The organism is Mesorhizobium sp. 2RAF21, from assembly GCF_052115345.1.
Lineage (GTDB): Bacteria > Pseudomonadota > Alphaproteobacteria > Rhizobiales > Rhizobiaceae > Mesorhizobium > Mesorhizobium terrae.
The window spans coordinates 15,654-32,850 of the sequence record NZ_JBFRGM010000023.1; the positions used below are offsets into that span (position 1 = coordinate 15,654).

Sequence of the window (17,197 nt, forward strand, 5' to 3'; positions counted from 1 at the left end):
CCGTCAGAAGGTGACCTTGAAGGACGCGGCGATGGTGCGTCCGAGGCCGGGCACGTCGGCACCGCGTGTCGCCGAGGCGGTCGGGTTAATGTAGTAGGTGTCGAACAGGTTGCGGACCGCGAAATTGAGCTCCTGGCCGCCGGCGAACTTCTTGGTCACGCCGATATTGGCCAGCACCGCACCGTCTAGCTGCTGGGTGGGAATGCGGTCGCGCCCGGAGAACATCTCCAGCTCGGTACGCAGCGTCAGGTTGTTGTCGAAATGCGTGACGACATAGGCCAACCCCTTGTAGGTGGTGGGGATGCGGTTGTTGGGCAGATACTCGTTCGAACCGATCTTGCCGTCCTTGTTGGCGTCGTACTTGCCCTCGACATAGCCGACCGATCCACCCAGCGTGAACATGTCTGTGAGGTCATATTCGGCGTTGGCCTCGAAGCCCCAGATGCGCTCCTTCTGCTGGGAGACGCGGTTGGCTGCGATGTCGTAACTGACACCGTTGTCGGAGGTCGACAGATAGGCGCTGACGCCACCGCGCACATTGCCCCAGTCGCCGCGCAGACCAGCCTCCCAGTTGTTGACGAGCTGCGGCTCCGGCGCGATGTCGGCGTAGCTGACCTTGTAGTCCGGCGCGTTGGTGCAAGGCAGCAGCGGCCTGATGCTGGTGCCGTAGGCGTCGCAGGTCTCGGCATTGGTGTTCAAGCCGGCGCGTCGGGTGAAGCCACCAATGTCGGTCAGGCTGTAGCCCTGCGAGAAATTGCCGAAGGCCTGCAGTTCCTGAGTGATGTCGAAGACGGCGCCGGCATTGAAGGTGGCAGCGTTGTAGTCGAACGATCCGCCAACGACATCTATGGCCGGCAGGGCGACCAGGTTGGAGCCGACGAGCATGGCCGCGGCCGGCCGCTTGAAGTTATCGACATCCAGATAGAACTGCTCGAAGCGGACGCCGCCCTGGATACGGAAACGCTCGGTGACCGGCACTTCGGCCTGGGCGAAGGCGGCGACTGAATTCTGCGTCGAAGGCGCGATCGCGTCCTGGCCGTTGAGCAGCGACTGGGTGGTGTTGTCGAAAGTATAGTCGACGCCCCAGGTGAGGTTGCTGCCCTGGGTGACGAAGTCGACCGGCGTGTTGATGGTGAGGTTGACGCCGGTGCGCTGCACCTCCAGCGCCGTCTGATTGAAGGAGGCGGTCGGGTCCCGGTTCAGCGGCAAAAGCGTCGGACGGGCCGGATTGGTAGGGATATAGACCTGTGAGTTCACCCTGGAGAATTTGGTGAAGGGCGACTGCTTGAAGATGTCGTTGTAGAAGGCCTTCACCTCGAGCTTGCCGAGCGCGAAGTCGCTGTCGGTGTATTTGGCCGTCAGATATTTCGAATCCTCGACCAGCGGCTCACCGGTGTAAGGATCGGTGAAATTGGGCGCGACCGGGTTCACCAGATAGTTGGTGAACCAGTCGGGCTTCTGGCGGGCATAGGTCCAGTCGGCGCTCACCTCGAAACGCTTCGAACCGTTCTCGTAACCGAGCACGCCGGAGAGATCGCCCCAGCCAGTGCGGTCGCCACCGCCCTGCCCCAGCATCGCGTCGGAAGCCATCTCCTTGCCGTGGCCGTCATAGGTGGTGCGGCTGAAATTGCCCGAAGCGGAAGCGAAATAGTCAAAATCGCCGCTGCGCCCCTCGACCTGCACATTGCCGGTCGGGCCGGCCGACTTGCCGAGATTCTCGGTGAAGCCGGAGACGCCGGTACGCACGGTGACCTTCGGCGTGTCGGAGGTGCCGCGCTTGGTGATGAAATTGATGGTGCCGCCAGTGGCGCCGGCGCCGTAGAGGCTGGAGGCACCGTTGATGACTTCGACCCGCTCGACCGTGTCGAGATCGATGGTGGCCAGGATACGCGAGACGTCGCGGAGCGGCGTGTTGCGCGGCACGCCGTCGACCATGATCAGCACGCTGCGGCCACGGAAAGTTTCCGAGGCGCCGGAGATGGTCTGGTTTCGCGGCGCATAACCCGGAACCAGACGCGCGACCAAGTCGGAGGCGTTTTCGTTCTGCCCGACAGCCGTTTCGACCTCGGCCCGATCGATCACCTGCACCGACTGCGCGACCGTGGAGATCGAGCGGTCGTCGCGCCCGGTGATGATGATCTTGTCCAGCGTGGTCGTGGTGCCGCGGGCCGGTTTTTGCGCGTCCTGCGCGAAGGCCGGTCCGGCCAGGATCGAGGAAGACAACAACGACACGATGGCAAGCTTCTGCATAACGCCCCTCCATGGAACTTTCAGGGGCCAGCAACGCCCTCTCGCGGCCCTTGCAACCGCGCCTAAATAACTTTACTAAATGAGTCAAGTTTGTTTTCGCACTGCAGCGAAACGCGAACGGCGCCCCGGAAACGATATCTCGGAGCGCCGTTTTCTGGCGTGATATTATGATATGAAAACAATAACTTGGCGCCACTTTGGCGCCGGGCCGCGCCGACCGTTCAGGGCCAGCGCGCGACGGTGGAAATGGCCGTCAGTGCTTCAGGCGATCGCGCATGGCGTACCACAACATGCCGAGCACATAGAGCGGCCCTCGCAAGGCCGCACCGCCAGGGAACGGCATCGGGTTCAGTCCCTTGAACAAGTCGAAGCGGCCGGTTTCGCCGGCGATCGCTTCGACTAGCAGCTTGCCGGCGAGCGTCGACAAGATGACGCCCTTGCCGGAATAGCCGTGTGCGAAATAGACCTCACCGTCACGGCCGACATGCGGAAAGCGGGACGTGGTGACCGACACCAGCCCGCCCCAGGCATAGTCGATGCGGCGGCCTTTGAGCTGCGGGAAGGTCTGCTCCATATGCGGCCGCACGAAGGCCTGGATGTCGGCCGGCGGGCTCGGCGTGTAGCGCTCGCCGCCGCCGAACAACAGGCGCCCATCGGCTGAGAGCCTGTAGTAGTTGACGACGAAACGCGAGTCCGAGACGGCGGCATTGCTCGGGATGACCTCGCCAGCATCAACCAACGGTTCGGTAGCGACGATGTAGTTGCCCACCGGCATGATGCGGCTTTCCACCTTCGTATCGATGCCGTGCAGCAGGGCGTCGCCGGCGAGAACGACGTGGCGGGCGCGTACCGCACCCTTCGCCGTTTCGACCCGGATGCCGCCGCGACGGTCCACCCGCAAGGCTGGCGACGCCTCGTGGATCGTCACCCCCGCCGCTATCGCCGCGCGGGCGAGGCCAAGCGTGTAGTTGAGCGGATGCATGTGGCCGCCAAGCGCATCGTAGAGAGCGCCGTGATAGGGCGAATCGACGGCCGCCCGCGATTCTGCCGCCGACAGGATGCGCATGTGCGGATAGTCCATGACGGTGGTCAGGCATTCGAGCTCGCGCTCGAACCAGGCCATGTCGCCAGCGCTGATCGCGCAGACCAGATGGCCGGTTTTCCTGAGGTCGCAGTCGATGGCATGGCGCTCGATCATCTCCAGCACCAGCCCCCAGGCCTCGAAGGCGAGGTCGAACAACGCCTTTGCGCGTTCGCGGCCATAGAGCTTGACCAGTTCCGCCGCCCCCTTGCGCAGGCCGACGATCATCTGGCCACCATTGCGGCCGGAGGCGCCCCAGCCGATACGCCCGCCTTCGAGCAGCACCACCTTCATCCCACGCTCGGCGGCATGGAGCGCGGCCGACAGGCCGGTGCAGCCGCCACCGACCACGACAAGATCGGCATCCACCTCGCCCGTCAGCGGCGCATGAAGCGGCGACGGATTGGCCGTCGCCGCATAATAGGAGCGTTCAATATCAAGACCTGAATTGAAGCCCATGATCATGCCTTCGCGAACAGATGATCGCGCTCCCAGGCGGTGATGACACCCTGGAAGTTCTCGAGCTCAACTTGCTTCAGGCGCAGGAATGCGTCGGTGAAGGTCTGCCCCAGCAGATGGCGCACTGGTTCGCACTCGGCCAGGCGCGACAGCGCGTCCTCCAGCGTCCGCGGCAAGGTGGATTTCACCTTGTAGGCGTTGCTGGGCGCCTCGGGCCTGCGCTCAAGTCCCTCCTCGATGCCGAGATAGCCGCAGATCAGCGACCCGGCCATGGCGAGATAGGGATTGGCGTCGGCGCCCGGCAACCGGTTCTCGACGCGCCGGCCGATCCGCTTCGATGCCGGCACGCGCAGGCCGCAGGTGCGGTTGTCGCGCGCCCATTCGACATTGGTGGGCGCGCTGAGCGAGGGACGCAGCCGGCGAAACGAGTTCACGTTCGGTGCAAACAACGGCATGGCCTGCGGAACATAGGCCTGAAGCCCACCGACGAACTGCGAGAACAGCACGCTGTCGCGGTCGTCCTCGCCGGCGAACAGGTTGAGGCCGCTCACCGCATCGACCACCGACATGTGCAGATGCATGGAGCTGCTCGCCTGCTCGGCGATCGGCTTGGCCATGAAGGTGGCCGCCAGCCCGTGCTCGCGCGCAGCCTCGCGCACCAGACGCTTGAACAGAAGCACCTGGTCGGCGAGCTGCAGCGGATCGCCGTGCTTGAAGTTGATCTCAAGCTGGCCGGCGCCGGTTTCGTGGATCATCGTGTCCAGCGGCAGGGACATCACCTGCGCGCGGCGGTAGATCTCATCGATGACCGGCTGGAACTCGCCGAGCGCTTCCATTCCGTAGGGATTGGCCGAGGTCTCGGCACGACCCGAAAGGCCGATCGGCGCGGCCGGTGGCACGGTGGGGTCGGGGTTCGGCGCGGTCAGATAAAATTCGAGCTCCGGCGCCATCACCGGACGCCAGCCGCGCGCCGCATAGAGTTCGATCACCGATTTCAGCACTTGCCGCGGCGCGGATGGCCAGGGCGTTCTGTCCTGAGCGAAAGCGTCGGCGAAGACATAAGCGCGACCGGGGCGATTTCCCGCCGCCGGGCAAAGGCTGGCGAGGTCCGGCTGGAGCCGCATATCGGCATCCTGGTAGGCGCTTTCGTCGTCGGCGGCGCCGCTGTAGTGGCCGGTGATCGCCACCATGAAGGCACTGTTCGGCAGCATGATCGCCGCGTCGGCGGCCGGAGCCAGAAGTTTCGGCGCGGGTACGATCTTGCCGCGCAGCACACCATTCATATCAGGAACCAGGCACTCGACTTCCGAGATCGCCTGCTGTTCGAGCCATTTCGCAGTATCAGTCATGTCCCACCACCACTATCCGCCATGCCGTAATCTTGTCCGAGGTTGCGAGCGGCTTGCCGGGCAGAGGGCCGGAACGTGGGCGTTGGTCGTCAATCTGCATTTTGTCCTCCTGGGTTATTGATGGTCAGTGGTCGAGAAGCGCCAGAATGGCTTCGGCCGCGCGCTCGGCGCCGGGGCGCGCCGCCATATGCGCGGCGTTGGCCGCCAACCGCGCGCGCATGGCATCGTCGCCTAGCAGACCGCCAACAGCGGCGGCAAGCTCGTCCGGCGTCCAATGGGCGCGGTCCAGCCATTTGCCGGTGCTGGTTTCCTCGGCGCGGCGGGCATTGTCGTGGCCGTCCCAGCAATAGGGCATGATCAGCGACGGCACGCCGAAGCGCAGCGCCTCGCAGTAGGAGTTGTTGCCGCCGTGATGAATGAACAGGTCGGCCATGGCGACGACCGACGGCTGCGGGAACCAGGTGTCGAGATGGACATTGTCGGGCACGGCGCGATAGGCATCGCGCAGATTGCCGACATTGACCAGGAAGCGCGCCGGCATGGCGGCGAACACCTTGAGCATGCGCTCGATGAGGTCGACGTCGGTGGAACCGAGGCTGCCAAAGCTCATATAGACCAGCGGCCCGGCATCCCGCGGGAACACCGGCACCTCGTAGGGGCCTTCGGTGCGCACGCAGCCTTCGAGATAGACATATCTGGCGGGATCGAGCGGCGCGGCGCGCTGCCGGCGCACGATGTCCGGCGTGAGCAGAAGGTTGAGCGACGGCGACGGCTCGAGAAACGAACCCGGCGGCAGGGGCGGCAGGCCGCGACTGGCCCGGAACCGGTTGAAACGCTCATGGGCGGGGGCGACGGCATCGACATAGCGGGCCTCGAAGGCATGGCGGCCGTCGGAGTCCTCTGCCGCAAATCCCGAGAGATAGGGCGGCACGGCGGCATCGGGCAGTTCGGTTTCCGCGCAGGACACCACCCGCACCCATGGGCAGCCGGCATTGGCCAGCGCCGGGAACATGGCGACATTGTCGAGCACGATGGCATCCGGGTGAAGCTTCGGCAAAAGCTCGCAGAGCGGCGCCTCGGCCTTGATGACCGTATCGACGATCGCCTCCCAGGTCGGCGCGACATAGGTCTCGATCTGATCGATCGGGTCGAGCCGGAAATGCGGCAGATGCCGTTTCACGAAAGCCTGCCAGTAGTTCTGCCGCTCGCTCTCGGACAGCCGGTCGTCGGTGGGCAGCTGGTATTCCTGGAAACCGTAGTCGGCGAAGACACCGGAAAACCCGGCGTGACAGATGAAGACGGCACGGGCGCCACGCGCCTGCAGCGCCTGGGCGATGCCGACGCAATTCAGCGCGGCGCCGAAACTGGCTTCCGGAAACAGGGCGATGGTGGGACGCGCGCCGCCTGCCATGGGACGTCAGTTCGGCCTGCCGATGGCGCCGAACAGGGCTGGCGCCCCGCGACTGGCCGCATGCGGACGCTGGTTGCGCGAAACACGCAAATGCGCGCGCAGAAGGTCGGCAGCGACCTCAAACTGGCCGCTCTCGAGGTGATCGAGAATACCGAGATGCTCGTGCGTGGATTGCCGCAGCCGGAAGACGCTGACGCCCGACATCGCGCCCGGCAGGCGCCGGAGCTTGAGATGGCCGGCGAGCGCCTCGGCCATGAAGCGATTGGCCGCGCCCTGCGCGATCATGGCGTGAAACTCGGCGTCGATCGCCTGGAAGGCGCGGATGTCGAAGGCCGTGTCCGGTAGGGCCAACAGCGCTTCCATGCGCTGGCGCAGCGTAACGGCGCGCGCACCGTCCAGCCGGAACCCGGACGCCAGGATCGCGGCCGGCTCCATGACGAGGCGGAACTCGTAGCTTTCAGCGCGGGCCTCGCTGCCGTCGAGCGATGGCCGAAACACCCAGGATTGTCCCGGCGCCCGTTCGATGAGGTTTTCCGTTTCCAGTTTCTTTAGCGCCTTTAGTACCGCGCCGCGACCAGCCGCATAGCGCCTGATCAGTCCGCTCGCGGTAATCGTCTCGTCGATGCGGCGGGCGGAGCGGTCGCGCAGGATGGCGTCGGCGATGTCGTCTTCCTCGGCGCTGGGCAATTCGGCCGCGCCGACCATCTGCCAGGCCGGATCGATGGCCAGCCGATAACCGGTCTCGGCCTGCCACTCCACCATGCCGCGCTCGGTCAGCAGCCGCAGCGCCGCTCGCACCGGGGTGCGCGAGACATTGCAGAGCTGCGCGATCTGCTGTTCCGGCAGCCGTGCCCCAATACCGAAACCCCGCTGCCGCACAACGTCGAGAATACGCTGCGCGAGATCCAGATGGTTGGCGCGAGGTCGGCGGTCTGCTGCTTGCATGACAACTCTGGGCTTGGTGCCGTCGCCCTCAGACTTGGCCGATTGTCTCAAAAAGGACAAGTGGCTTCGATGAAGTAGGCGAAAAAATATCGATTGACGTTTTTTTTCTCACAATAGTACTGTCTCTCAAAACGACAAGAAACTGGGAACACTTCGGAGAAGCGGATCATAGCCGCCTTCGACCAGCCATAACGCTGACGCTCGAACAATTGGAGGTTTCGACATGACTGTCCTGCCATGCCGCCGGCGCGGAGCCGGTTCGGCGATGCTTGTCTTTGCGCTCGCGCTGGCTTCGCCGGCGGCGTCGGCCGACCTGGTGATTTCCAACTGGGACGGCTACATGGCGCCCGACACGGTCGACGCCTTCAAGGCCACCAGCGGCATCGGCGCCGAGGTGGTGGTGCATGCCACCAACGAGGAGATCATGGGCAAGCTCGTCGCCTCGGGCGGCAAGGGCTACGACGTGGTGTTCGTATCATCGCCTTTCGCCGAGGTGCTGAACAAGCTCGGCCTGGTCGAACCGATCGACCACGCCAAGGTGCCCAATCTCGCCAATCTGTACCCGGAAGCCACCAAGCTGCCCTACGACCCGGGCAACACCTTCTCGGTGCCCTACACCTGGGGCACGACCGGCCTCTGCTATCGTTCGGATCTGGTCAAGGCGGCTCCGTCGTCATGGAACGATCTTCTGGCGCCTTCCGCCGACCTGAAGGGCAAGACGACGATGCTGGCGACCGACCGCTGGCTGCTTGCCGCCGGCTTCCTGGCCAAGGGCTATTCGGTGAACGAGACCGATGCGACCAAGCTGGCCGAAGTGAAGGACACGCTGATCGCGGCCAAGAAAACGCTGCTCGCCTATGACGACACCACCTTCTATTCCAAGCTGGTGTCCGGCGAGGCGCTGATGGTGCAGGCCTGGGACGGCTGGTGCAACTACGGCATCGATAAGAACCCGGCCATCAAATATGTGATCCCGAAAGAAGGCTCCGACCTCTGGCTGGACACGATGGTGGTGATGAAGGCGTCCGAACACAAGGACGAGGCCTTCAAGTTCATCAACTACATCCTCGATGCCAAGACGCATGCCTGGGCGGCGCTGAACATCGACTACAAGGTGCCGAACAAGCCGGCGATGGAAAGCCTTCCGGCCGAGTTCCTCACCAAGTTCCCCAACCTGACCATTCCAGTCGTGGAACTCGTCAAATTCGAGCAGTTGCGCGACGTCGGCAATGCGCAGCGCGACTATTCCAAGACGGTCAGCGAGATCAAGGCGGCGCAATAAACCGCCATCCCCCGGCGGCGAAGACCCGCCGCCGGGGTCAGAAGCCCTCCCAATACCGGATCAAGTGCAACCCGTGTCGCAAGTGCAAACCCGTTCGACTGTGTTGATGGCGCCGGCGCTCGCCTGGCTCACCGCGCTCATGGTGCTGCCCTGCGCGCTGGTGCTGGCGCTCGCCTTCTTTCGACGCGGCATCTATGGCGGCATCGAATACACTTTCACGCTCGAAAATTTCGGCCGAGTGCTGGACCCGCTCTATACCGGCATCTTCCTCAATTCGGCGCGGATCGCCGGGCTCGCCACCGTCATCGCAGCGGTCGTCGGTTATGCGGCGGCCTATGCGATTGCCTCGGCTCCGCGACGGCGGCAACCGGTGCTGCTCTTCCTCGCGGTGCTGCCGTTCTGGTCGAACTACCTGATCCGCACCTACGCCTGGATCGTGCTGCTCAACCGCGAAGGCCTGGTGACGCAATTGCTGCGCTGGTTCGGCTATCAGGGCGAGCCGCCTTCCCTGCTCTACACCGAAGGCGCGGTCATCGCCGGGCTTGTCTATAACTACCTGCCCTTCGTGATTCTAGCCTGCTATGCGCCGCTGTCGCGGCTCAACCAGGAACTGCGCGAGGCCTCGCGCGATCTCGGCGCCTCGGCCGCCACCACCTTCCGGCGCGTGACGCTACCGCTGACCTTCCACGGCATCGCCGCCGGCGCGGTGTTCGTGTTCGTGTTGTCGATCGGCAATTTCGTGACGCCGGCTCTGCTCGGCGGCGGCCGCTTCCAGATGATCGGCAACCTCGTCTACGACCAGTTTTTGACAGCCAATGACTGGCCGTTCGGCGCGGCGCTGTCGATGACGCTGATCGCCATCATGATGCTCCTGCTGACGATCCAGGCAATGGTGGCCGAACGCGCCTCAGGCATCGGCAGGGCCAAGGCGGGCGCCGATGAATAGTGCTTCCATGCCGCACGGGCTGAAGCTCGTTCTGATCGCCGTCTTCATATTCCTCTATATCCCCATCGCCGTGCTCGTGGCGCTGTCCTTCAACGAGGGTGGACTGCCGACGGCCTGGTCCGGCTTCTCGCTGAAATGGTATGCGGCGCTGGCGGGTAACCGCGCCATACTGTCGGCGGCATTCAACACGCTGATCGTAGCGCTCATATCGACCACCGTCGCCACACTGCTCGGCACGTTGCTGGCGCTTGGCATGGAGGTTCGCCGCAGGCGCGGCCGCATGCTGGAAGCGCTGGTGTTCGCGCCGATGATCATTCCCGACATCGTGCTGGCGATCGCGCTGCTCTCCTTCTTTTCAATGCTCGACATGCCGATGGGCCTGCACACCATCATCATGGCGCATGTGGTGTTCAATCTCGCCTTCGTCTGCTCCGTCGTGCGGGCGCGGCTAAAAAGCTTCGACTGGTCGATCATCGAGGCGTCGGCCGATCTTGGCGCATCGGGCGTGACGACGTTTCGCCGCGTGACGCTGCCGGTCATTCTGCCGGCCGTCATTGCCGGCGCGCTGCTCGCCTTCACGCTTTCGGTCGACGAATTCATCATCGCCTTCTTCACGGCCGGCGCCGGGCGCTCGTCCACAACGCTGCCGATGCAGATCTATTCGATGATCCGTTTCGGCATCACGCCGGAGATCAACGCGTTGGCCAGCATCGTCATGGCGGTAAGCGTGACGGCGCTCGCTTTGTCGCAACGCCTCAACCGCGGGGTCATCGCATCATGAGCGCAAAGGCGACACTGCTCGGCATCGACCAGGTGAACAAGCGGTTCGGCGCGGTGACCGCGCTCGACGCCGTGTCGATCGACATCCGCGAGAACGAGTTCTTCGCCCTGCTCGGTCCGTCAGGCTGCGGCAAGACCACCTTGTTGCGCATCCTCGCCGGTTTCGAAATGCCAAGCGAAGGGCGCATCCTGCTGGATGGCAACGATATCGCGCGGGTGCCGCCTAACCGGCGCCCGGTCAACCTGATGTTCCAGTCCTACGCGCTGTTTCCGCACATGACCGTGCGCGCCAACATCTCCTATGGTCTGGAGATGGAAAGGCTGCCTGCGGCCGAAATCCGCTCGCGGGTCGACGCGATGCTGGAGACGACGCAGCTCGCAGGGCTAGCCGACCGCAAGCCGGACCAATTGTCGGGCGGCCAGAAGCAGCGTGTGGCGCTAGCGCGCGCGCTGGTGAAGCGGCCGCGCCTGCTCCTGCTCGACGAGCCGCTCGGCGCGCTGGACAAGAAGCTGCGCGGCGCCATGCAGCTGGAACTGAAGCGCCTGCAGCATGAGGTTGGCATCACCTTCGTGGTCGTCACTCACGACCAGGAAGAAGCGCTGGTGATGGCCGACCGCGTGGCGGTGCTGCGCAACGGCCGGCTGCTGCAATGCGACACGCCGCACGCCATTTACGAGCGGCCGGCCGACCGGTTCGTCGCGGATTTCATCGGCGTCATGAATTTCCTGCCCGGCCGCGCCAATGGCGACGGGCTCGATCTGGCGAGCGGCGCCAAGGTTTCAGGCGCCGTACCGGCCAATCTCGCAGCGGGTGCGGCCGCGGTGGCGGCGGTGCGGCCGGAGCGCATCGCGCTGTTTCCGACAGAGCCGACCGAGAACCGCGTGCGCGGGACGGTGGAGGCGCTCGCCTATCACGGGCTGGACCTGCAGGTGCACATCCGCACCGACGCCTGCCCGGCGCCATTCACGATCCGCCTTACCGCCGATGCCGCCGACCGGCGCCCGCCGCGCGTTGGCGAGAGCGTCGAAGCCGGCTGGAGCGCGGCCGACACGCGCATTTTTCCCGAGTGATTTGAGGAGGAGGACATGATGCAAAAGACGGTGGCGTTTTTTCCGGAAGCGGCGTTCGGCCCGGCGCTGAATTCGGTCGGCATCGCCCAGGCGCTGGAGGCGCGCGGGCACAGGGCGGTCTTCCTCTCCGACCCCGGCTTTGTCGACGTCTACAAAGGTTACGGTTTCGAGGCCCATCCGGTGAACCTGTCCGAGCCGATGCCGGCCGAGCAGATGGCGAAATTCTGGGAAGACTTCATCAACGGCCACATCCCCAATTTCCGCAAATCGCCCTACGACCAGGTCGACAACTATGTGAAGGATTGCTGGACGGCGATCGTCGACAGCGCCAAATGGGCGCAGAAGGATCTGCCAGGCATTCTCGCCAAAATCCGGCCTGACGTGATCTGCGTCGACAATGTCGTTCTGTTTCCGGCCATCAAGCAGTATGGCAAGCCGTGGGTGCGCATCATCTCGTGCTCCGAAAATGAGATCGAGGACGAGGATATCCCGCCGCATCTCTCCGGTTGCGGCGAAAACGATCATGCCGGGCATGCCGCCTATCGCGACCACTTCAACCAGGTGATCAGGCCGATCCATGATGACTTCAACGCCTTCCTCGCCGGTTCCGGCGAAGCGCCTTATCCGCTCGGCCAGTTCTTCGAGGCGTCGCCCTATCTCAACCTCCTGCTCTATCCGGAGGCGGCGAAGTTCAAACGTCGTCATCCGCTCGACCCCGGGCGGTTTCAGTACCTCGAAGGCTGCGTGCGCAAGGAGGTGCCATATGAGGTGCCGGCCTTCGCCGCCAACAAGGACGGGCCGCTGATCTACGTCTCCTTCGGCAGTCTTGGGGCCGGCGACACGGAGCTGCTCAAGCGCATCATCGCCGCGATCGGCAAAACCCGCTACCGCGCGCTCGTCAATGTCGGCGGCTACAAGGAGCAATACGGGGACGTGCCTGCCAATGTCATCATCGACGGCTGGTTCCCGCAGCCCTCGGTGATCCCGCAGGTCGACGCCGTCATCCACCACGGCGGCAACAACTCCTTCACCGAAAGCCTGTTCTTCGGCAAGCCGGCCATCATCATGCCCTATGTGTGGGACGGCCATGACAATGCGACGCGCGTGCAGGAAACCGGCCACGGCTTCAAGATGCCGCGCTATGACTGGACCGAGGCCGAGCTCGTCGCCAGACTGGAGGACTGCCTGACCAATCCACGCCTCAAGGCCCGCCTCACCGCCACCTCGGCACATATGCAGGCGCAGGACGGCCCGGCCAAGGCGGCGCGCCTGCTGGAAGGCCTGCTGGCGGAGGCCGCGGCATGAGCTCGGCCCCGCATCTGACCCAAGCCTCGACCCGCACCGACCTTGTCGACTGGGGCGTGCAGCCCAACGCGATCGAGGGCGCTTCCCACTCCACCGGGCGGCTGGTGCACAAGGGGCCGAACACCCAGCCGGAGTCCGGCATCTGGGTGTGTACGCCTGGCCGCTGGCGGCTTGCCATTCCCCGCGACGAGTTCTGCCATTTCGTCGCCGGTCGCGCGACCTATCGCAGCGACGACGGCGAAGTCGTCGAGGTCACACCGAACACCGCCGCGATGTTCCCCGCCGGCTGGACCGGCGAATGCACGGTCCATGAGACCATCCGCAACATCTACATGCTGGCCTGAAACCGGCCCAACCAAGGAACAAACATGCCGACACCTGTCTGGAAATCGCCGCTTGCCATGGCCGACCTGGTCGACTGGGGCGTCATCCCCACCATGATCGAGGGCCAGTCGCACACCTCGGGCAAGGTCCTGCACAAGGGCCCGGAGGGCCGTTCCGAATGCGGCCTGTGGATCTGCACGCCCGGCAAATGGGAATGCCACGTCACCCGCGACGAGTTCTGCCACTTCCTGGAAGGCCGCTGCACCTATGTGCACGAATCCGGCGAGGTCATCGAGATCGAGCCCGACACGGCGGCGTTCTTCCCGCAGGACTGGAAGGGCGTCTGCACGGTCCACGAGACGATCAAGAAGGTCTACATGATCCGCTGAGCGGATCGGGAGGTGCATATGGATTTCTCGGCCCATCAACCGGCCCTGTTCGTCAATCCCGGCTATCGGCCGATGATGGGCACGGCCAAGGCGGTGATCGACCCCGCCACGCTGGAGACGGTGGGAGCCATCGCGGCGGCGACCGATGCGGAGATCGACGCGGTGCTTGCGGCGGCGACCAAAGCCCAGTTCGGCTGGAAGAGGCTCGATGCCAAGAGCCGCGCCAAGCAGCTGCACGCGGTGGCCAACGCCATCGAGGCGGCCGATTTCACGCATTGCGCCGAGCTGATGGTGCGCGAGATGGGCAAACCCTATCCGGAAGCGATCGGCGAGATCGCCAATTGCGCGCCGATCTTCCGCTACTATGCCGAAATGGCGCGCGACGACGCCGGCAAGGTGGCCGGGACCACCCAGGCCGGCTCGTTCCAATATGCACGCTACGAACCCTACGGGGTCTCGGTGCACATCATGCCCTACAACTTCCCGATCCTTTTGATGTGCTGGACGGTGGCCGCCTCGCTGGCCGCCGGCAACGGCTGCGTGATCAAGCCGGCCGAGGCGACGACGCTGTCGACGCTCGAATTCATGCGCGTGTTCGCCACGCTGCCGGAAGGGCTGGTCTCCTGCCTGCCGGGCGGAGCCGAGACGGGCAAGGCTTTGATTGCCTCGGAACGCACGCATGCGGTCGCCTTTACCGGGTCCGTTGCGGCCGGCCGCGCGGTGGCGGTGGCCTGCGCGGAACGCATGAAACCCTGCGTCATCGAGGCGGGCGGCAGCGATCCGATGATCGTGTCGGCGCATGCGCCGCTGGACGTCGCCGCCGCCGGCGCGGTGACCGCCGCATTCCATCTGACCGGACAGGTCTGCACCTCGGCCGAGCGCTTCTATGTGGTCGACAGCGTGCATGACCGTTTCGTCGAACTGTTCGCCGAGCGGACGCGGGCACTCAGGATCGGCAACGGGCTCGACAAGAGCGAGATCGGCCCGCTGGTCAGCGAAGCCGCCCGCGCCAAGGTGATGCGTCTGGTGGATGACGCCGTGCGCAACGGTGCGACCGCGGTGACGGGCGGACGCATTCCGCCGGCGCAGACGACCGGCTGGTTCTACGAGCCGACCATCCTGACCGGGGTGACGCCCGATATGGCGATCTGCCGCGAGGAGTGTTTCGGACCGGTGGCGGCGATCTGCCGGGTGAAGGATTTCGACGAGGCGATCCGGCTGGCCAATGACAGCCCATTCGGGCTGGGTGCCTCGATCTTCACCAGCGATCTCGCCGAAGCGCATGAAGCGGCCGAACAACTGGAAGCCGGCATGGTGTGGGTGAACAACCCGCTGATCGACAATGACGCATTGCCCTTCGGCGGCTGGAAGGCCTCGGGGCTCGGCCGCGAACTCGGCCGGCAAGGGCTGGATGCCTTTCGCCGCTCGAAGATGGTGATCATCGACCACAAGCCGACCATCCAGGACTGGTGGTATCCCTATCCGGACAAATGGTTCCGCGCCGCCGGCGGCCGCAAACACGTGTGAGCGGGAGAACTGGCTGACGTGAAGGGCGGCTAGTGCCGTTCGACCGGGCGGCCGGTCGACTGGCGCACGTGGAGTTCCGGCTTGATGAGCTCCTGCGAAGGGCGCACCGTCTGGCCGTTCAGCTTGTCGAGCAGCGCGCTGGCGGCGCGGCGGCCGACTTCGCGCTGGCCGTTCCACACAGTGGTCAGCGCCGGCGTCGCGATCTGCGCTTCCTCGAGATCGTCATAACCGGTCACCGAGATGTCGACGCCCGGCATCAGGCCGGCGCGGGCGATGCCGTTCATCAGGCCGATGGCGACGAGATCGTTCCAGCAGCAGGCTGCGGTCGGCTTGTCCTTCAACGCCAGGAACTGCGCGGCGGCTTCGAACCCGCCCTGCTTGGTGCGGGGTCCGGGAATGCGCCAGGACGGCATGATCTCAAGCCCTGCCGCCTCCATGGCGTTGACATAGCCCTGATAGCGGTCGCGCCCGGTCGAGGTCTGGTCGGTGCCGCCGACCATGGCGATGCGCTTGTGGCCAAGCGAGATCAGATGGTTGGTGGCGAGCGCCGTTCCATAGGCGTCGTCGCCGCGAAAAACGGGCACATGCGCGTCTTCGACATCGCGCGCGATCAGCACGGCGGGGAGGCCATTTTCCTCCGCCATGATGATGTCGGAGGCCGGCGTATCGATGGCCGGCGACATGATGACGCCATCGGCGCCAAGCTGCAGCAGCGTGTCGATGAAGGTGCGCTGCTTGTCGAGCTGGTCGTAGTGGTTTGAGAGCAGGAAGGTCTGCCGGCTGCGGTCGAGCTCGTGCTCGATGGAGCGCAGGATCTCGGCATAGAACGGGTTCATGATGTCGTGCACGACGACGCCGACGATGCCGGAGCGCGATGTGCGCAGCGAAGCGGCGCGGCGGTTGTAGATGTAACCGATCTCGCGGGCGTGTTCCTTGATCTTCTCGCGGGTCGCGCCAGCCACCAGCGGGCTGTCGCGCAGCGCCAGCGAAACTGTGGCGGTTGAAACGCCGAGTGCGTCGGCAATGGTCGAAAGCTTGATCTTCTGTGCCAGCGCCCTTGGCTCCCGCTCAATTTAAACTGTTTAAAAGCGGCTTATGCCATCGAACGACGGCAAATCAAAGCTTTTTTGCCAGCTCTCCGGTTTCGGCGTCGAGCGCGGCGCGGTTGCGAACCCTCAGCCTGTGCTCACGGTGCAGGATGTAGAGGCCGCTGGCGACGATGATGGCGGCACCGCCGAGCGTCCATCCGTCCGGGAACTGGCCGAAGATGAAATAACCGAAGCCGATCATCCAGATCATCTGCGAATAAGGATAAGGCGCCAGCGCGGTGGCGGTGGCCAGCTTGTAGGCTCGGATCAGCAGCCAGTGGCCAAGACCTCCGAAAACGCCAAGCAGAAGCAGGATGAGCCAGTGCCAGCCATCCGGCGGCAGCGTCGCCGAGAAGGGCAAGGTCGGCAGGAGCAGCAAGGATGGCACAAGCGCCGAATAGAGGATCAGGCTCTCAGGCGTCTCCTTGGCGGCCATGCGCCGCGTCATGATGACGTAGAAGGAATTGGACAGCATCGAGCCGAGCGCCAGGAGATGGCCGACACCGAAGACGCCGACGCCCGGCCGCGTGATGACCAGCACGCCGACAAAGCCGGCAAGGATCGCCAACCAGCGCCGCCAGCCGGCCCATTCGCCGAGCAACGGGCCGGCCAGTGCGGTGATGACCATCGGCCCGAAGAAATAGATCGACGTGGTTTCGGCAAGCTGCAGCGTGCGCAGCGCCAGGATGTTGAACAAGGTGGAGCCAAGCAGCAGCACGCCGCGCAGGATATGCGCCGGCAGGTTCGCAGCCCGAAAGCGCGCCAGCCCCTGCCAGGAGCGGAACAGACCCATGACCAGCACGACATGCACGGTGAAGCGCATCCAGGCGATGAAGAGCGGGGCGATGCCTGCCAGCACCAGATATTTGGAAGAGGTGTCGAGAAAGGAGAACGAGACGTAGACAGACAGCATGTAGGCGATCGCCGCCGGTGGCGTCGCACTTTCTTCCTGTCTGTTGGGCTGGTTCACGGCTGCAAGGCGTCACGAAG

General features: G+C 64.6%; 15 protein-coding genes. 8 read left to right on the forward strand and 7 right to left on the reverse strand.

Annotated elements, in window-relative coordinates:
* Positions 1 to 3: 3 nt before the first annotated feature.
* The 5 genes from AB4136_RS27845 to AB4136_RS27865 all read right to left on the reverse strand — a co-directional run bounded on the left by AB4136_RS27845 (position 4) and on the right by AB4136_RS27865 (position 7,495).
* On the reverse strand, positions 4 to 2,250 hold the full coding sequence (locus AB4136_RS27845; protein WP_024922633.1) for a TonB-dependent receptor: 2,247 nt from the start codon (positions 2,248 to 2,250) through the stop codon (positions 4 to 6).
* Between the two features lie 253 nt (positions 2,251 to 2,503).
* A complete protein-coding gene (locus AB4136_RS27850; RefSeq protein ID WP_036255434.1) occupies positions 2,504 to 3,790 on the reverse strand; it encodes an NAD(P)/FAD-dependent oxidoreductase in 1,287 nt (428 codons plus the stop codon).
* A 2-nt stretch (positions 3,791 to 3,792) separates the two neighbouring features.
* Complete coding sequence (locus AB4136_RS27855) at positions 3,793 to 5,139, reverse strand: glutamine synthetase family protein (protein WP_024922635.1); 1,347 nt, start codon at positions 5,137 to 5,139, stop codon at positions 3,793 to 3,795.
* Positions 5,140 to 5,263: 124 nt separating this feature from the next.
* Positions 5,264 to 6,550 (reverse strand): nucleotide disphospho-sugar-binding domain-containing protein, encoded by a 1,287-nt coding sequence (locus AB4136_RS27860; RefSeq protein ID WP_024927304.1) that lies wholly within the window; start codon positions 6,548 to 6,550, stop codon positions 5,264 to 5,266.
* A 6-nt stretch (positions 6,551 to 6,556) separates the two neighbouring features.
* Positions 6,557 to 7,495, reverse strand: a complete 939-nt coding sequence (locus tag AB4136_RS27865) for a GntR family transcriptional regulator (protein WP_024927194.1) — start codon at positions 7,493 to 7,495, stop codon at positions 6,557 to 6,559.
* A gap of 223 nt (positions 7,496 to 7,718) precedes the next feature.
* Between AB4136_RS27865 and AB4136_RS27870 the strand changes: the two genes are divergently transcribed.
* From AB4136_RS27870 to AB4136_RS27905, 8 genes are all read left to right on the forward strand, one after another.
* A complete protein-coding gene (locus AB4136_RS27870; protein WP_024927193.1) occupies positions 7,719 to 8,777 on the forward strand; it encodes a polyamine ABC transporter substrate-binding protein in 1,059 nt (352 codons plus the stop codon).
* A gap of 106 nt (positions 8,778 to 8,883) precedes the next feature.
* Positions 8,884 to 9,723 (forward strand): ABC transporter permease, encoded by an 840-nt coding sequence (locus tag AB4136_RS27875; protein WP_024927192.1) that lies wholly within the window; start codon positions 8,884 to 8,886, stop codon positions 9,721 to 9,723.
* Entirely contained in the window at positions 9,716 to 10,504 is a 789-nt protein-coding gene (locus AB4136_RS27880) for an ABC transporter permease (protein WP_024927191.1), read from the forward strand. The genes AB4136_RS27875 and AB4136_RS27880 overlap by 8 nt, the downstream gene beginning before the upstream one ends.
* Positions 10,501 to 11,574, forward strand: coding sequence for an ABC transporter ATP-binding protein (locus AB4136_RS27885; RefSeq protein ID WP_024927190.1), 1,074 nt, complete (start codon positions 10,501 to 10,503; stop codon positions 11,572 to 11,574). Before AB4136_RS27880 ends, AB4136_RS27885 begins: the two co-directional genes overlap by 4 nt.
* A gap of 15 nt (positions 11,575 to 11,589) precedes the next feature.
* Positions 11,590 to 12,879, forward strand: coding sequence for a glycosyltransferase (locus tag AB4136_RS27890; RefSeq protein WP_024927305.1), 1,290 nt, complete (start codon positions 11,590 to 11,592; stop codon positions 12,877 to 12,879).
* Complete coding sequence (locus AB4136_RS27895; protein WP_024925943.1) at positions 12,876 to 13,223, forward strand: cupin domain-containing protein; 348 nt, start codon at positions 12,876 to 12,878, stop codon at positions 13,221 to 13,223. The genes AB4136_RS27890 and AB4136_RS27895 overlap by 4 nt, the downstream gene beginning before the upstream one ends.
* Before the next feature lie 24 nt (positions 13,224 to 13,247).
* The gene (locus AB4136_RS27900) at positions 13,248 to 13,592 is read left to right on the forward strand and encodes a cupin domain-containing protein (protein WP_024925942.1); all 345 of its coding nucleotides are present in this window, start codon (positions 13,248 to 13,250) and stop codon (positions 13,590 to 13,592) included.
* An 18-nt stretch (positions 13,593 to 13,610) separates the two neighbouring features.
* Positions 13,611 to 15,119 (forward strand): aldehyde dehydrogenase family protein, encoded by a 1,509-nt coding sequence (locus tag AB4136_RS27905; protein WP_137901102.1) that lies wholly within the window; start codon positions 13,611 to 13,613, stop codon positions 15,117 to 15,119.
* A 29-nt stretch (positions 15,120 to 15,148) separates the two neighbouring features.
* Here AB4136_RS27905 and AB4136_RS27910 read toward each other — a convergent pair whose 3' ends face one another.
* On the reverse strand, positions 15,149 to 16,171 hold the full coding sequence (locus AB4136_RS27910) for a LacI family DNA-binding transcriptional regulator (protein WP_024925940.1): 1,023 nt from the start codon (positions 16,169 to 16,171) through the stop codon (positions 15,149 to 15,151).
* A gap of 64 nt (positions 16,172 to 16,235) precedes the next feature.
* Positions 16,236 to 17,120, reverse strand: coding sequence for a DMT family transporter (locus AB4136_RS27915; protein WP_036255404.1), 885 nt, complete (start codon positions 17,118 to 17,120; stop codon positions 16,236 to 16,238).
* Positions 17,121 to 17,197 lie beyond the last annotated feature (77 nt).

What these genes read in the sequence shown, in the direction of transcription:
- AB4136_RS27845 (WP_024922633.1), bottom strand. Translation starts at nt 2,250, where the DNA reads ATGCAGAAGCTTGCCATCGTGTCGTTGTTGTCTTCCTCGATCCTGGCC.
- AB4136_RS27850 (WP_036255434.1), bottom strand. Translation starts at nt 3,790, where the DNA reads ATGGGCTTCAATTCAGGTCTTGATATTGAACGCTCCTATTATGCGGCG.
- AB4136_RS27855 (WP_024922635.1), bottom strand. Translation starts at nt 5,139, where the DNA reads ATGACTGATACTGCGAAATGGCTCGAACAGCAGGCGATCTCGGAAGTC.
- AB4136_RS27860 (WP_024927304.1), bottom strand. Translation starts at nt 6,550, where the DNA reads ATGGCAGGCGGCGCGCGTCCCACCATCGCCCTGTTTCCGGAAGCCAGT.
- AB4136_RS27865 (WP_024927194.1), bottom strand. Translation starts at nt 7,495, where the DNA reads ATGCAAGCAGCAGACCGCCGACCTCGCGCCAACCATCTGGATCTCGCG.
- AB4136_RS27870 (WP_024927193.1), top strand. Translation starts at nt 7,719, where the DNA reads ATGACTGTCCTGCCATGCCGCCGGCGCGGAGCCGGTTCGGCGATGCTT.
- AB4136_RS27875 (WP_024927192.1), top strand. Translation starts at nt 8,884, where the DNA reads ATGGCGCCGGCGCTCGCCTGGCTCACCGCGCTCATGGTGCTGCCCTGC.
- AB4136_RS27880 (WP_024927191.1), top strand. Translation starts at nt 9,716, where the DNA reads ATGAATAGTGCTTCCATGCCGCACGGGCTGAAGCTCGTTCTGATCGCC.
- AB4136_RS27885 (WP_024927190.1), top strand. Translation starts at nt 10,501, where the DNA reads ATGAGCGCAAAGGCGACACTGCTCGGCATCGACCAGGTGAACAAGCGG.
- AB4136_RS27890 (WP_024927305.1), top strand. Translation starts at nt 11,590, where the DNA reads ATGATGCAAAAGACGGTGGCGTTTTTTCCGGAAGCGGCGTTCGGCCCG.
- AB4136_RS27895 (WP_024925943.1), top strand. Translation starts at nt 12,876, where the DNA reads ATGAGCTCGGCCCCGCATCTGACCCAAGCCTCGACCCGCACCGACCTT.
- AB4136_RS27900 (WP_024925942.1), top strand. Translation starts at nt 13,248, where the DNA reads ATGCCGACACCTGTCTGGAAATCGCCGCTTGCCATGGCCGACCTGGTC.
- AB4136_RS27905 (WP_137901102.1), top strand. Translation starts at nt 13,611, where the DNA reads ATGGATTTCTCGGCCCATCAACCGGCCCTGTTCGTCAATCCCGGCTAT.
- AB4136_RS27915 (WP_036255404.1), bottom strand. Translation starts at nt 17,120, where the DNA reads ATGCTGTCTGTCTACGTCTCGTTCTCCTTTCTCGACACCTCTTCCAAA.